The 13749-nt window shown below is 43.9% G+C and carries 15 protein-coding genes and 1 pseudogene; 10 read left to right on the forward strand and 6 right to left on the reverse strand.

Features of this window, described 5'->3' with window-relative positions; genetic code table 11:
* The 5 genes from G340_RS0107120 (at position 1) to G340_RS0107140 (ending at position 3142) form a co-directional block, all read left to right on the forward strand.
* On the forward strand, positions 1-927 hold the full coding sequence (locus tag G340_RS0107120; RefSeq protein ID WP_020072968.1) for a DUF4268 domain-containing protein: 927 nt from the start codon (positions 1-3) through the stop codon (positions 925-927).
* A gap of 29 nt (positions 928-956) precedes the next feature.
* The gene (locus G340_RS0107125) at positions 957-1796 is read left to right on the forward strand and encodes a hypothetical protein (protein WP_020072969.1); all 840 of its coding nucleotides are present in this window, start codon (positions 957-959) and stop codon (positions 1794-1796) included.
* Between the two features lie 197 nt (positions 1797-1993).
* The gene (locus G340_RS0107130) at positions 1994-2485 is read left to right on the forward strand and encodes a GNAT family N-acetyltransferase (protein WP_033402216.1); all 492 of its coding nucleotides are present in this window, start codon (positions 1994-1996) and stop codon (positions 2483-2485) included.
* A gap of 9 nt (positions 2486-2494) precedes the next feature.
* Entirely contained in the window at positions 2495-2947 is a 453-nt protein-coding gene (locus tag G340_RS0107135; protein WP_020072971.1) for a GNAT family N-acetyltransferase, read from the forward strand.
* Positions 2948-2962: 15 nt separating this feature from the next.
* Complete coding sequence (locus G340_RS0107140; RefSeq protein WP_020072972.1) at positions 2963-3142, forward strand: hypothetical protein; 180 nt, start codon at positions 2963-2965, stop codon at positions 3140-3142.
* Here G340_RS0107140 and G340_RS0107145 read toward each other — a convergent pair whose 3' ends face one another.
* Positions 3143-4336: an IS256 family transposase gene (locus tag G340_RS0107145; RefSeq protein ID WP_020072973.1), complete on the reverse strand. Its 1194-nt coding sequence runs from the start codon at positions 4334-4336 to the stop codon at positions 3143-3145.
* A 35-nt stretch (positions 4337-4371) separates the two neighbouring features.
* On the opposite strand from G340_RS0107145, the gene G340_RS16515 reads away from it, so the two are divergent.
* The 5 genes from G340_RS16515 to G340_RS0107165 all read left to right on the forward strand — a co-directional run bounded on the left by G340_RS16515 (position 4372) and on the right by G340_RS0107165 (position 10276).
* Positions 4372-5016: a dihydrofolate reductase family protein gene (locus G340_RS16515; RefSeq protein WP_051092144.1), complete on the forward strand. Its 645-nt coding sequence runs from the start codon at positions 4372-4374 to the stop codon at positions 5014-5016.
* A 39-nt stretch (positions 5017-5055) separates the two neighbouring features.
* Complete coding sequence (locus tag G340_RS16520; protein ID WP_020072975.1) at positions 5056-6099, forward strand: HsdM family class I SAM-dependent methyltransferase; 1044 nt, start codon at positions 5056-5058, stop codon at positions 6097-6099.
* Entirely contained in the window at positions 6096-7679 is a 1584-nt protein-coding gene (locus tag G340_RS0107155) for a restriction endonuclease subunit S (protein ID WP_020072976.1), read from the forward strand. Before G340_RS16520 ends, G340_RS0107155 begins: the two co-directional genes overlap by 4 nt.
* Entirely contained in the window at positions 7679-8461 is a 783-nt protein-coding gene (locus tag G340_RS0107160; RefSeq protein ID WP_020072977.1) for an ImmA/IrrE family metallo-endopeptidase, read from the forward strand. The genes G340_RS0107155 and G340_RS0107160 overlap by 1 nt, the downstream gene beginning before the upstream one ends.
* Before the next feature lie 69 nt (positions 8462-8530).
* Entirely contained in the window at positions 8531-10276 is a 1746-nt protein-coding gene (locus G340_RS0107165) for an AIPR family protein (RefSeq protein ID WP_020072978.1), read from the forward strand.
* A gap of 326 nt (positions 10277-10602) precedes the next feature.
* Here G340_RS0107165 and G340_RS0107170 read toward each other — a convergent pair whose 3' ends face one another.
* The 5 genes and pseudogenes from G340_RS0107170 to G340_RS17225 all read right to left on the reverse strand — a co-directional run bounded on the left by G340_RS0107170 (position 10603) and on the right by G340_RS17225 (position 13519).
* Positions 10603-11832 (reverse strand): ATP-binding protein, encoded by a 1230-nt coding sequence (locus G340_RS0107170; protein ID WP_020072979.1) that lies wholly within the window; start codon positions 11830-11832, stop codon positions 10603-10605.
* Between the two features lie 195 nt (positions 11833-12027).
* A complete protein-coding gene (locus G340_RS16525; RefSeq protein WP_020072980.1) occupies positions 12028-12297 on the reverse strand; it encodes a DUF6809 family protein in 270 nt (89 codons plus the stop codon).
* Positions 12298-12313: 16 nt separating this feature from the next.
* A pseudogene (locus G340_RS18575) lies at positions 12314-12654 on the reverse strand (TnpV protein).
* A complete protein-coding gene (locus tag G340_RS0107185) occupies positions 12644-12925 on the reverse strand; it encodes a DUF6809 family protein (RefSeq protein WP_154653126.1) in 282 nt (93 codons plus the stop codon). Before G340_RS0107185 ends, G340_RS18575 begins: the two are co-directional and overlap by 11 nt.
* Before the next feature lie 9 nt (positions 12926-12934).
* Positions 12935-13519: a hypothetical protein gene (locus tag G340_RS17225; RefSeq protein WP_154653127.1), complete on the reverse strand. Its 585-nt coding sequence runs from the start codon at positions 13517-13519 to the stop codon at positions 12935-12937.
* Positions 13520-13749 lie beyond the last annotated feature (230 nt).

The raw sequence follows: 13749 nt of genomic DNA on the forward strand, positions 1-13749 counted from the left end.
ATGGTGAATTTGAGCAGACTGGAAGAAATAAAAGACCTACGGACGGTGTGGCCGCATGAAGCTCTGGACTTTACTCCGTGGCTTTCGCAGGACGATAACATCGCTCTCCTTGCGGATGCAGTGGGACTTGATATTACCGTTGATGAGACAGAGTCTTCCGTGGGAGATTTCAATGTCGATATCTTTGCGTCCGAGACAGGAACGGATCGGAAAATTATCATAGAGAATCAGCTGGAGGACACCAATCACGATCACCTCGGCAAGCTGATAACCTATGCGTCCGGCAAATCGGCGGATGTGATTATATGGGTCGTGAAACACGCTCGTGAAGAACACAAGGCGGCTATCGAATGGCTGAACAACCATACCGATGAGAAAATCGGATTCTTCCTCTGTGAGATAAAACTGTATCGCATCGGTACTTCTGAACCTGCCGTGAAGTTTGAGGTCATTGAAAAACCGAACGACTGGACAAAGGAAGTAAAAAAGAGCGAGTCCGCAAATGAGACTCAGCAGCAGAGATACGATTATTGGGTGGCGTTCCAGGACTATGCTTTCCAAAATGCACAGTTTGCAAAGAACTTCAATCGCAGGAAGCCGTCTATGGATCATTGGATGAACTTCAGCGTGGGTTCTTCAGCCTGTCACATCGCCGTGTCGCAGATTCAAAAGCGGAACGAACTGGATGTGGAACTGTATATCAGCGAGGATAAAGACCTGTTCCACTTCCTCTTCGATAATAAGGATGCAATTGAAGCCGATGCCAGTCTGACCTTCGACTGGCGGGAACTGCCGGAGCGTAAGGCAAGCCGTATCGTTATCGAGAAGAGCGTAACCTTCGGTGATAAGAATCAATGGAACGCACAGTTTGACTGGATAATCGAAGTCATGCTCAAGATGAAGAAGGCGTTCAAGAAATACTTATAATTTGTCTTGTTTGAGGGAGAAGATACAGAATGGGTGAGAAAGTATATAAGCCAATTGTAAAAGATGGAGACCATCTCATTCGTTCCAAGGATAATCCAGACCGCGTGAGAGGATTGACGCGGGACGAGAATAATCAGAATCCCGACATCATCGAGTGGGAAGAGTACGATGTTGACGATTTACGGAGCGATGATTATGATCCGTACCCTTATGAAGAACGGCGCGTTCAATTAACACCGGAGCAGGAAGAGTTTGCACAGCAAGTGGGAGAAGCTCTGGGTGCGGCCATCGTAGCAGGAGGCATCTTGCTGTTTCGGGAGGTTATATCTCCTTGGTGGAAAAACACCGCATGGCCTTGGGTTAAGGAAAAGGGGCGCGGAATAAAAAATGCTGTCAGTGGGAAAAAGGAGCAAAAGACCACAACACCAGCAAAAACAGCTATTAAAAAACAAGCTGAGCCAGATAGACGGCTTGCAGATGTTTCTTCGCAGATTGATAAGGCGTTTGAACAATTTTACTTCGAGATGGATGAAGAGGAAGCCAAAGCTCATATGATGAGACTGGTCTATCATATGCTTGGCGTGGTAAATGAAATCCGGATAATCAGCAACGCTCGAATCAGGAAAGACTGTGAATCGGAAGAACTGTGTATCGAACGGCAGAAGGAAGCTGAGAAGTTTCTTTCGGAGAAAGTGGCTGCCGGTCTGGATCAGTTACTTTCAAATGAAAATCTACGACTGGACTTGAACACGTCAAGGGAATTGTTCTCATTGACTGGCGGAGGCGTTCGGCTCAATGGTGAATATGTTCCTGTGCAGGCGATAAAAATTGATGAGGCATTAAAGGCAATTCCAATGCCTCAGTCATAAAGGATGTATATATGAAGCAACTGAAAGAAAAAGAATACGAGGAATTCCAGCAGTACCTCTATAACAAGGCGCACGGGTACATTTGGACGCCGGACACGCTGGAACTGATATGCGGCGGCAATGATAACGAGCCGGAGCCGATTGGCAGACAGATGCTTGAAATGCTGGGCAGGGTGCGTAACGAGCATATCTCCCACATGACGAGCGACAAGCACAAAAAATATGTGATCCGCAGCCTTCGTAAAGGTGAAACCGATCTGCTGAAGGACTTCTTGTATGAAGCAATCTTCATACCGAAGGGAGCGGAGCCGCCTGCGAGGGACATCATCGAGAAGCCGGAACTTCGTGTGTACACAGATGATTTCGGTACCCGGAAAGGCGATAACTGCCTGGTGGCTGATTTCGGTGGCAAGGTTGTCGGAGCGGTCTGGACAAGGATTATGGACGATTACGGCCATGTGGATGATGAGACACCGTCCTTCGCTATTTCGCTTTATAAGGAATATCGCGGTCAGGGCATCGGCTCACAGCTTATGGTGAAGATGCTCGAACTGCTGAAATGGCAGGGATATGAACAGGTGTCCTTGGCGGTGCAAAAGGCAAACTACGCCGTAAAGATGTATAAGAATGTCGGATTCAAGACGGTCGATGAGAATGCCGAAGAATATATTATGGTGTGCGAATTGTGAGGCGATTGAATGGAAATATGCTATAAAAAACTTACAGAGAAGGAACTGGACACTTTTATACAGATGCGTATTCGACAGTTGCGTGAGGAGGGTGCCAAAGAGGACATAGACCTCGTCCCGGCACTTCAAGATTATTATACAAGACATATGGCTGACGGTACTTTCGTATCATGGCTTGCACTGGATGGAGAGAAAATAGTCGGAACCAGCGGTATGTCATTTGTGGAGAAGCCGCCATATTTTGGATGCCCGAGCGGCAAGATGGGACTCTTATCCAGTATGTTTACAGATCCAGATTACAGACGCAAAGGGATTGCAAAAGAGCTTCTGTCGAGAGTCGTGGAAGAGGCAAGAACCTATGGATGTGGAACTGTGCAGATAACTGCGTCTGATATGGGAGTGCTTCTATATACGGATTATGGATTCGTAAAGAATGGGAATTTCATGCAATATAAACTTTAGACAGGAAGACGAATAATGAGCAAACCTATAACAACTTTATTCATGCTGATGTCTGTTGACGGCAAAATCAGCACGGGTACTTCGGACGAATTGGATGTAGATAAGGACTTCCCTAAAATAACCGGGGTAGCGGAAGGCTTGCATGGTACTGTCAAGAATCTTTCGCAAATTGGTTGGCCGTTTGGTAGCCTGTAGTTAGCCAGCGACAGGATTCGACCCCGAAACACCGGCATCGTCCAGATGTTTCATGCTCATGTAGCGCTTCGTGCCCCAAGCCGTGCTTGCGACGTGGCGCAAACGGGCGCAGACCAGCATCAGGGCGGAGTTGCCGTCCGGGAAGGCGCCAACCACACGGGTTCTGCGCCGGATCTCCCGGTTCAGGCGTTCAATGACGTTGTTGGTACGGATCTTTTGCCAATGAGCGTAGGGAAAGTCCATATAGACGAGGGTTTCTTCAATGCCATCTTCCACCTTCTTTGCCGCCTCCTTCAGCTTCAGTTCCTGCAGCTTCCGGACGACCGCCTGTGCCTTTTCGCGGGCGGCTTCCTTGCTCTCCTGGGCGTGGATCGCCTTGAGCATGGCGGCGACCTCGGTCATCCTGGCGCGGGGCGTGGCGGAGAACACGTTCCGGTAGAAATGCACCACGCAGCGCTGGTACTTCGCATCTGGGAATACCTCGTTGACCGCTTCCCTCAGTCCCAAGCATTTATCCCCAACGAACAGCCGGACGCCCTTTAGGCCGCGCGCCTTCAGACTTCGGAGGAACGAAAGCCAGCTTTCCTTGTCCTCCTTCATGCCTTCGCTGGCCCCAATGACCTCCCGGTACCCCTCTTCGTTCACCGCCAGCGCCAACAGCACCGATACGTTCTCGTACTCGCCGCCCCAGTTCCGCTTCAGGTAGATGCCATCCAGGTACACATACGGGTAGCTGCCGGACAGCGGCCTTGATCGCCACTGGTCGATGTGGACATACACCTTCTTGTTCAGCTCGCTGACCGTCCCCGCCGATACCCGTGTTCCCCACAACGCCTCGGTCACGTCTTCCACCCGCCGTACCGACACCCCAGCCAGATACATTTCGATCAGTGCTTCCTCCACCGAGCTTTCCCGCCGCCGGTATCGCTCGATGATCGCTGTCTCGAACGTCACCCCCTTCAGCTTCGGCATCTTCAGCGTTACCTCGCCTGAACTGGTCAAAAGCTCCCGCTTATAATGACCCGACCGGTACCCCTGTCGGTTCTCCGTTCGCTCATACCGCCCGGCGTTGGTCAATGCCTGCGCTTCCTGATCCAATAGCTCGTTCAGCGTCTCTTCCACGCTGCTTCGAACAAGTTCTTTCAACTCGCTCTTTATCGCCGCCTCGTTCACGTGTATAATCTTCTCGGACATGGCTGCAGCCTCCTTGGTGTGTTTTGTGTGGTAGCTTGATTCTACCAAACGGCTGCAGCTTTGTCCTCTCTTTTCTTGGAACCCGCTGTCCCCAATTTGCGAAACTTATTGTACCTTATCGCTTGCATCAATACTATGAAATTGAACAATCCACGGACTTATGGTCTTTTAACACGGGTCGCGTACAGGCTAAGATGGGTGTTAATGAAAAGCCACTCCCATCAAAAACGCCTGTATCATTTGTCTTGTTGGATAATCACCATCTGACGGAAAATGGTGTAAGGTATTTCTGCGCACGTTCAAAGCAGACGGTGGTTATAACATCCAATCCGAAACATCCGGCTTTTTCTGTAAAAGAGGATAATCTACATATTATTCTTCAAGAGCAAATCTCGCTGAAAGAGGCTCTTGAAATTCTAAATAAAGATTATGGCTGTGACAGATTGACGGTACAGTCGGGAGGAACTGTAAATGGATTGTTCCTACGTGAAAAGCTATTTGACTTTGTCGATATTGTTGTGGCTCCGATACTGATTGGTGGAAAAGACACTTCCACTTTAATTGATGGACAGTCTTTGGAATCTAAAAATGAACTATCCAATTTGGGAGTGTTAAAGTTGATCGAATGCACTGCTTTGGAGGATTCCTATATAAGATTGCGATACCAGGTGATTGGCTAATTATTCGGGTTCTATGAAGTGCTATACGAGGAGAATGTAATGTACGCACAGGCAGCGATAAAACCGAATACCTCACTCCGTAACGGTGCATACGGCATCGTTATGAGGGGTGTGCAAAAATGCACCTGTGCGGGTGCATCGTTAAGGGATAGAAATTCCGCTCCGTTATGTTGTATCAAATTAGACACGGCAACAGACCCGGCTTGTGGAACAGGTGGCTTTCTCACCAGCGTAATTGACCATTACGAAGGTTCCATTAATACCACAGAAGATTATCGCAAACTACAGCAGACAATTAGAGGGATTGAGAAAAAGCCGTTCCCATATTTGCTATGTGTTACTAATTTAATTTCACGTGGCATTGATGTTCCCGATATTCTCCATGGAAACACTCTACGCAAGTCGACTACAGAGTATACAGCTAAGGATAAGGTAGATATTATTGTCACCAACCCGCCCTTTGGCGGTGCGGAGGAAAAGGCAATTTCACAGTCGGTTCCATTGGAACTGCGTAATACTGAAACCGCAGATTTATTTCTCGTTCATATGATGGCATTGCTTAATGATGGTGGACGCTGTGGGGTGGTTTTGCCGGATGGTTTTCTGTTTGGTACCGGCGTAAAAGCTGCAATCAAAAAAAAGCTGCTGGAAGATAACAATCTACATACAATTATTCGCTTGCCTAAAGATGTGTTTGCCCCTTACACCAATATTAACACCAACCTGCTGTTTTTTACCAAAGGTAAACCCACTAAGGGTGTGTGGTATTACCGTTTGGAAATGCCGGCGGGTTACAAACATTTCTCCAAGACACGCCCTATGACCGAGGCTCACTTTGACCCGGTACGCACGTGGTGGGATAACCGGACCGAAAGTGAGGTTTCCCGTTTTGTCCCGGTGGAGGATATTATCGCTGCCGATTACAATTTAGATTTTTGCGGGTTCCCTCATGACACTGTGGAAATACTGCCACCAGAAGAATTTATTGCACAGTATCTCAATGAAAAAGCAACTATTTCCACTCGTATTGAGAATGTACTGACACGAATTTCCGCTGCTCTGGAACAGGGGGAAGTATTATGAAGGCCGAAGATTTAAGAAAGGCAATATTGCAAGCTGCTGTACAGGGTAAACTCGTGCCTCAGGATAAAAATGATGAGCCAGCATCTGAGCTGTTAAAGCGGATACAGGCTGAAAAGAATGCGCTAATTAAAGAAGGAAAGCTAAAAAAGGAGAAACCTCTGCGACCGATTTCAGATGAGGAAATACCGTATGATTTGCCAGACGGATGGGTTTGGAGCAAATTAGGAGATATTGTTGAACTTATTTCAGGTCAGGATTTTTCGCCCACTGGATACAATGATAAATGCGATGGAATTCCCTATTTAACGGGGGCTAGTAATTTGCAAGCAAGCAAAATCATCGTGAATCGTTGGACTACGCAACCAAGATGCATCGCTATCTCAAATGATTTGCTAATCGTTTGTAAAGGATCTGGTGTGGGAAAAATGGCAGTTGTTCCAGTAAATATTCCAAGAGTTCACATAGCAAGACAGCTAATGGCAATAAGATCTCGTTTTTCATTGGTGCTTTTATATATTCAAATTGCTACACAAACAATGGTAGAATCATTAAGAGAACAAATGCAAGGGGTTATTCCGGGTATTGGACGAGAAACGGTTCTAAATATATTATTTCCACTACCACCTATTGCAGAACAACAGCGTATTGTTGCCAAGGTAGACGAATTGATGGCGATGTGCGATAAACTAGAAGCTGCTGAAAAAGAACTGGAGGCACTGGAAGACCGCTTTGCAGAGTATTTGCCAAAATCCATCTTACAGACGGCGGTGCAGGGCAAATTGGTTCCACAGGATAAAAATGATGAACCAGCTACCGAGCTGCTGAAACGCATTCAGAAAGAAAAAGTACAGCTTGTTAAAGATGGTAAACTAAAAAAAGAAAAGCCGTTGCCGCCGATTACAGAAGAAGAAATCCCATATGATTTGCCTGATGGGTGGGTTTGGTGCAGATTGGGAGATATAACTGAATTAATCATGGGACAGTCTCCTGATGGATATAATGTTTCAAATAATTTAGGTGGTATGGAATTTCATCAAGGTAAAAGTTGTTTTACAGAGAAATATCTTGATGTTTCTGAGGTCAATACGACTCAATGTACTAAAATAGCACCTGCAAATAGTGTTTTGCTTGCAGTTCGTGCACCTGTCGGAAAAGTCAACATAACTAGACGAAAAGTATGTATTGGTCGTGGTCTATGTGCCATTATTCCACTTGGTTCAATGATACTAGATTTTGTGTTCTATTGGATGCAGTCATTGGAAGCTGAATTAGTTTCGAAGGCAACTGGAACTACCTTCATTGCAGTTACTGGCGAGATCGTAAAGAAGCAATTAATTCCACTCCCCCCTCTTGCTGAACAGAAGCGCATTGTCTCCAAAGTCAACGAACTAATGACACTTTGCGAAGATTTAAAGCAAGCTCGGATAATGCCTATTGCAAAAGTGGTTGATCGAGTGATTCCGTTTCCCGCAACCACTTATAAGCATGAGCCCGTGGGCATGGCGGCTCGTGGAATGGCAGATGACCTTTCCGCCAAGGCAATGCAAACCATCGCCAACCTTTTTGAGGAGGAGGATTAATGGGTGCTCCATCTTCTTCATCAGCAAAAGCCAACTGGGTATTAGAAACTATGGGCATAAAAGATGCACCCGCCACGCATTTGGACGAGATTGCAAAGTCTCAAGGGGTTCGTGTGGGGAAAGAAAATCTGCCGGACGATCCAAATCTAAGTGGCGCGCTGCTGTTCCAAGGGAACAGGCGCGCCATTTTGATTAACACCCTGTTTGGCAATCAAGGTCGGGTGAATTTTACTTTTGCGCATGAACTGGGACATCATTACTTAGGGCATACCCCTACTTTAATTTCCAATGGCGTTTCAGGTTTTCGCTGCACACCAGATGATATGGAAAAGAGCAGTAAATCAAAAGAGATAGAAGCAAATCAGTTTGCCGTGTCGCTTTTGATGCCAGAAAATCAATTTCGCCCTTTAATGGCTGGTGCCATATTGGATTATACGCTAATTAATGGTCTTGCACGGCAGTTCTATGTTTCAAAGCACGCCTGCTGTAATCGCCTTTTAGAGTTTACCAGAGATGCCTATATCGTCATTCGTAGTAAAGACTTTGAAGTAACTGAACAACGCGCTTCTCTTGCTGCTAAGCGCTATTTGCTACCGTTAAATCAGATTCCACAGGGAACAGCAGCCTACGGAGCAATCGCAAGTAAGAACAACCAACTGGATTTTACAGAATGTGACCCAAATAAGTGGCTATCTGGTATCAATAGTGCTTTTCATCTTTATGAATGTACAAGGGGCGATTGGACGCATGGAGTAGCAATGACAATTTTGAAATTGTTGTAGTTATATAATCATTTTACAAAACTAGATTCAAAAAAATTACGATAACAGCTGAGAGGGGCGGTTTTACAGATGTATGATAAAATAAAAGATGAGATTACACAAAAGTATTATGTGGAGCAGTATTCAAATGATGGACAGAGATTTGTCGCCTGGTATTTGAGAAATATACATAATTTAGATGAGCTCCAAGCAAAAAGCTGCATTACAGATGGTGCGGATGATAAACAAATTGATGCCATTTATGTGGATGATTCCGCTTCAACCGTTTATATTATTCAAGGTAAATTTATAGGATATAGCCAAGTTGATGCAGAGCCGCTTAGAGAGGTTTTGGCATCTTGGATTCGCATTAAAAACTTAAAAACCTTACAAGAGGATGCAAACAATAAGCTAAAACAAAAACTCACTGACTTGAGCGATGCACTGCAAGATGACTATGACATCTGCTTCGAATTAATTACAACATCTTTTTTAACTGAAGCCGCTCAAAGTGATTTACGATGCTTTCAAGAAGAGTTAGCAAGCTTTGACGATTTGAGCGCAAGTATACAACTTGTGGACAATGATGAGTTGGCTCGTCGATATGACATGGCCTTGGATCAAGAGAATCCTATTATTAATCATACTGTATCTTTACTTCCGGATAAGTATCTACAATTGAATCTTGGAAATACAAAGGCTGTTCTAGTTGCATTACCGCTGAAAGAATGTATTCGATTTCCCGGTATTAAAGATGGTACACTGTTTAAAAAGAACGTGCGTCAATCTTTAGGGTTGAGCAATGCAGTTAACAAAGGCATTAAGCACACTATCTATAATGATCCTGATGAATTTTTCTTTTTTCATAATGGCGTTACAGCAATCTGTACTGGAATGGAAATAAAAGAGAATAAGCTGGTTTTGAAAGGCTTGAGCGTTGTAAATGGCTGTCAATCTCTTAATACAATACTCTCTTGTAGTGAGCAAGTTAAGGCACAGAATAACTCTTACATTATGTTTCGTTTTTATGAAATTCCAGAACGCAATAGAGCAGATAAAATCAGCGTTTCCACAAATTCGCAGAGTGCTGTGAAAGCCCGTGACTTAAGAAGCAATGATAAGAAAGTGTTGGCATTGAAAAAGGCCTTCGAACAGAAATACACCAATGGATATATGCTCACAAAACGTGGTGAAATAGCTCCGGCCAATAAAGATAAAGACTTCATTATTGACTTATCCGATTTAGGCAAATATTTAATGGCTTGGCAATCTCAACGTCCTAATATTTCATATAGCGAGTCCAAAATATTTGATAAATACTTCGAGCAGATATTCAAGAAAGATTATCATCCTGATAATATTCAAGCATTAAATAAGCTTAATCATGCGGTTTTACAGCGTTGGGTAAAGGAAAACCCCTTGGGGTTGAATGAAAGCCTATTAGCAATGAAGTCCTATGCTCCATATCATCATATGTACGCAGTTTCGTTATGCTTCTGCATAGCAAGCAATATGCCAGAGAGCGTACCAAACCCTGCAATTGCTTTGGCACAAATCGAACAAAAAGGTCTTTATGATGAAATAGTTGATATGGCAGGCAGTTGCTTAAATACAGCGTTAGAAACTGCAGCTAATGAGCCACAACTGCCAAACCGTGTATTTAGTCCTCAAAACTGGATAAAAACAAAGACCTGTCTTGCAGGTATCAGGGCAGCTATTCGAGCTTATTTAAGTATGTTACCTTCCATGCCTGGAGGAAAGGAACTCTCTCAAAAGTATAAAGCTGCGTTAGCACTACCTCCCGAATGTTTTGAAGAAAGATGGTCAGCAGATTAATCCTCATTAGAGCAAATTGGTACGGTATCTTATAAATCCTAAAACAGGGGCTTATACCAACTAATAACCAGCCCCTGTTATAACAAAAAGCTTTAAATCATTTAGCCATAGTTAAATATTGTCCTAACGGTCTTAAAACACAAAATCGAACTCCACCTGTTTGGATGAACTCTATAGTTCGATAAAATTCTATCGGAGAGCGTTACTTGCATGATGTGGCTTTTGGCCAATACACTCTTGAAATCAATTAAAATTAGTAACTCCATGGAGCTATATTGGTTGTAATATTGAATTCAGGTTAAAGTTACCTATTTTAATATCGTCTATTATATCCCCCAAATGGGAACAATCAAATTTCGTCCATCAAACGCCGATAGCCTATCCGTTGTGCAAAGTACTGCCCCTGTGCCACGCTCCAGAGAAGACTTATCAATCACTCCGAATACTCGAGTGAGCTGGCTTTGAGGAGTGGCTGTTTTTTTGATTTCCATAGGGTACAGCTTACCACTGTCTTCCAACAAGATATCTATCTCTTTGGTATCCTTGTCACGATAGTAATAAATAAAGGCTTCCCGACCGCAATTCTGATAGCTCTTGACAATCTCTGACACCACAAAATTTTCAAGAATTGCTCCGCTCATCGCACCATTCATCAGCGTGTCGCTATCGCTCCATTTGGTCAGGTATGCCACCAAGCCACAGTCGTAGAAATAAAGCTTTGGTTTCGTCACCATACGCTTAAGCATATTGTTGGAATATGGGTGAAGATAAAACACTATTCCCAACCTCTCCAAAATTCCAAGCCAGTTTTTAGCGGTAACCTGGTCAATCCCGGCAGCATCAGAGATAGTCTTATAATTCACCATCTGCCCACACAGGGCGGCGGCCGATGTGATAAAGTCCATAAATTTAAGTGAATCAATGGCACCAGATATCTCTTTTACATCCCGGTCAATATAGGTGCTGATATAGCTGGAATAAACCGCCCGGTAATCGCTGTACTGCCCGCTGATGAGAGCAGGCATCCCACCTCTGAAAATACGCTCATAAAGTGCAGGAGTATCAACAGGAGCCCGTTCTTTTATCCTCTGTGACAGCTGCTCCAAATCCAACACAAAAGGTGCTGAAGCAGCACCGTAGATTTCAGCCTGTGACATAGGAGCCATATGAAGCAGGCAAACGCGCCCAGCCAGAGATTCCTGTATTCCCTCCATTAATTTGAACACCTGTGAACCTGTCAGCCAGAAATCACCGGCACGATGGTTTTGGTCAACATGTATTTTTATATAGGAAAACAGCTCCGGTGCATACTGCACTTCATCGATAAACACCGGTGGCTTATGAATTTGCAGGAACATCTTCGGGTCATTCTTTGCCATTTGGCGCTCTGTCAAATCGTCCAGTGTAACATACTCCCGTCCTATATTCTCCTCTGCAGCCAGCTTTTGCAGCATGGTAGTTTTTCCGACCTGCCTCGGACCGGTAAGCAGCAAAGCAGGAAATTCTTTGGAAAGGCGGAGAAAGGTATTCTCCATTGCCCTGTGTATATAATTCATAAAATCACTCTTTCGGCTAAAATTGTTATTTATTATATTATAGCCGATACACTCTACATGGTCAATATATTTTCGGCTATTGTTTATATTAATTATATTTTAGACGAAATCATAGGGATATATACCATTGAAAAAGGAGTTCCCAGCATTTCGATGCTGAGAGCCCCTTTCTCTATTTCGGTTGGTCAGACAATTTTATCCTTGTAAATAAATCTCCGCAAACAACTTGCTCGCCAGCTTAAAGCCTTCTATAAACGCCTGGGTTTCATCAAGAGAACACAGATGCATGTTTTCAGAAATGAAATCCTCCAGCAACGCCTTCATCTCCGGGCACAGTTTGCTTTCAAGTTCCTCATAGGCTTGTGTAGCCAACTGATTTGCCTCAGCGTATCCATCTATCGACGGGTGTATATTTTCACTTGGGTATAAATTTCCATAATATAACTGCTCAAGTATTTTCTTCATTTGCAACACCTCCTTATCAAACGTAAATAAGCTTATGGCAAACTACTTCGTCAGCTATCATCTGTGCTGTTGAATAAGCGGAAGCCCGTGTACAATAATCATCTTCCGGTAAAGAATACTGCGAAATATAAAAATGATGTATTTGCTCTGAAAGCTGGAAAGCCAAAGTCTCTATGCACTCACAATGTTCAGCTAGTTTTCCTGTAATCAGCAATTCTCGATACATCTGCGGCTCTGGCTGTGCAAATATTCCAATCTCAGTTTACCGTATTTACCCAATGCCTCAATCCGATCTGCATCTTCAATCACGATATTCGGATACAATAATTCATTACGCTCTATGTAATCAAAAGTCATTCTCCCAATCCTCCTTTAATGCTTCTGCTGTAAATTGAGATCCCAGCTTAAATCCGATAATAAACTTGCTGACTGCTGTTGCTCCGTTGATTTCAGACCATGCATTACAAAAATCCAGAAACAGCTGCTTTTCTTTCCCTTCCAGTAATGAAGATAGCTTTTCCTCACGGTCAGCAATTACCTGCATTGCTTGACCATAACTTGAACTGCTGTCAAAACTCTGTGTATTAGGGTCAATATTTCCAAAATAAAATTCTTCTAAAATGTTCATATTCATGCCTCACTTTCTATGTTTCAGTTTCCAGACTAAAAATCCATTAATAAGGTCATTAAAAACCACCGTTCGACTTTTTCGATTTAACCCATCCTTGGATGCAAGAAAATCCAGCAGATACTCCTTAGGGACAATAATCATTGGTGGAAAGGGTATATACTTCAGCTTACCACTGTTTGCCCAAGAACGAACGCTGGCAGATTGAAAGCCAGTATACCTTGCCACATCTTCTGGGAACATAGCATCCGGATAATCTGCCAAGGTGGTGAGCAGGTATTCTCGAAGCAGAGGGTATTCCTCTGGATTAACAGCAAGCCGTCTGCCAGTCGTTACTTTTTTGAAAAGTGGATAGTTGGACGGACTGTATAGTGCCGGACACTGCTCGCGGCTCTCTAAATAATCAATTACATCTGTCAGCTTAGTTTTATAGCAGCGGGTTTTCTTTCCGCTATGCTGGCATGGAATTAATCCACAGGTCAATAGAAACCGTGCGGTTTGTTTACTGATATGGGCAATGATACGAAATTGCTCCTTCGTGATATATTCTGGATATTGCTTGAGCAGATGCTTAAAATCATTCATCTCCATCATTTGCCTGATCTGTGTTATGGTAACACCGTTCAATTTTAGCCATATCCTCTTTTTGTCTGCTGGATTTATTCTTGATGGTGCGGTAATATGAGCCAAATGTATTAGGAAAACTGCAAAAACCCTTATTCTATGCGGGATAAGGGAATACTAAAATAAAATATGAGCTATCACATTACACAGGATACCGCCCAATTGGACAAGATGGGCGGTATTTTTGTATCTGGATAGCG

The organism is Faecalispora sporosphaeroides DSM 1294 (assembly GCA_000383295.1).
GTDB lineage: Bacteria > Bacillota > Clostridia > Oscillospirales > Acutalibacteraceae > Faecalispora > Faecalispora sporosphaeroides.